Consider the following 1,290-nt stretch of genomic DNA (forward strand, 5'->3'; position numbering starts at 1 on the left):
TTTCTATCAGACAATCTGTGTGAACACTCACAATAATATAACGTCACGTTGTAAGGAGGTGATCCAACCGCAGGTTCCCCTACGGTTACCTTGTTACGACTTCACCCCAGTCATGAATCACAAAGTGGTCAACGCCCTCCCGAAGGTTAAGCTATTGACTTCTTTTGCAACCCACTCCCATGGTGTGACGGGCGGTGTGTACAAGGCCCGGGAACGTATTCACCGTAACATTCTGATTTACGATTACTAGCGATTCCGACTTCATGGAGTCGAGTTGCAGACTCCAATCCGGACTTTGAGGTACTTTATGAGTTCCGCTTACCCTCGCAGGCTTGCCTCTCTTTGTATACCCCATTGTAGCACGTGTGTAGCCCTACTCGTAAGGGCCATGATGACTTGACGTCATCCCCACCTTCCTCCAGTTTATCACTGGCAGTCTCCTTTGAGTTCTCGGCCGAACCGCTAGCAACAAAGGATAAGGGTTGCGCTCGTTGCGGGACTTAACCCAACATTTCACAACACGAGCTGACGACAGCCATGCAGCACCTGTCTCAGTGTTCCCGAAGGCACCCTCGTATCTCTACAAGGTTCACTGGATGTCAAGAGTAGGTAAGGTTCTTCGCGTTGCATCGAATTAAACCACATGCTCCACCGCTTGTGCGGGCCCCCGTCAATTCATTTGAGTTTTAACCTTGCGGCCGTACTCCCCAGGCGGTCGATTTAACGCGTTAGCTCCGAAAGCCACGGCTTAAAGCCACAACCTTCAAATCGACATCGTTGACAGCGTGGACTACCAGGGTATCTAATCCTGTTTGATCCCCACGCTTTCGCATATGAGCGTCAGTCACTGTCCAGGGGGCTGCCTTCGCAATCGGTATTCCTCCAGATCTCTACGCATTTCACCGCTACACCTGGAATTCTACCCCCCTCTACAGAACTCTAGCTACATAGTTTCAAATGCAATGCCCACGTTAAGCGCGGGGATTTCACATCTGACTTATGTAACCGCCTGCATGCCCTTTACGCCCAGTAATTCCGATTAACGCTCGCACCCTCCGTATTACCGCGGCTGCTGGCACGGAGTTAGCCGGTGCTTCTTCTTTGGTTAACGTCAATACATAAAAGTATTAATTTTATATCCTTCCTCACCAATGAAAGTGCTTTACAACCCGAAGGCCTTCTTCACACACGCGGCATGGCTGGATCAGGGTTGCCCCCATTGTCCAATATTCCCCACTGCTGCCTCCCGTAGGAGTCTGGGCCGTGTCTCAGTCCCAGTGTGGCTGATCA

Annotated in this window: 1 rRNA gene; it reads right to left on the minus strand. The window is 50.9% G+C overall.

The features are described 5' to 3' along the window. Positions 1-51: 51 nt before the first annotated feature. Positions 52-1,290: ribosomal RNA gene (locus BMW37_RS14870) — 16S ribosomal RNA — on the minus strand; the annotation flags it as partial.

This window comes from Thorsellia anophelis DSM 18579, from assembly GCF_900111395.1.
GTDB lineage: Bacteria > Pseudomonadota > Gammaproteobacteria > Enterobacterales > Thorselliaceae > Thorsellia > Thorsellia anophelis.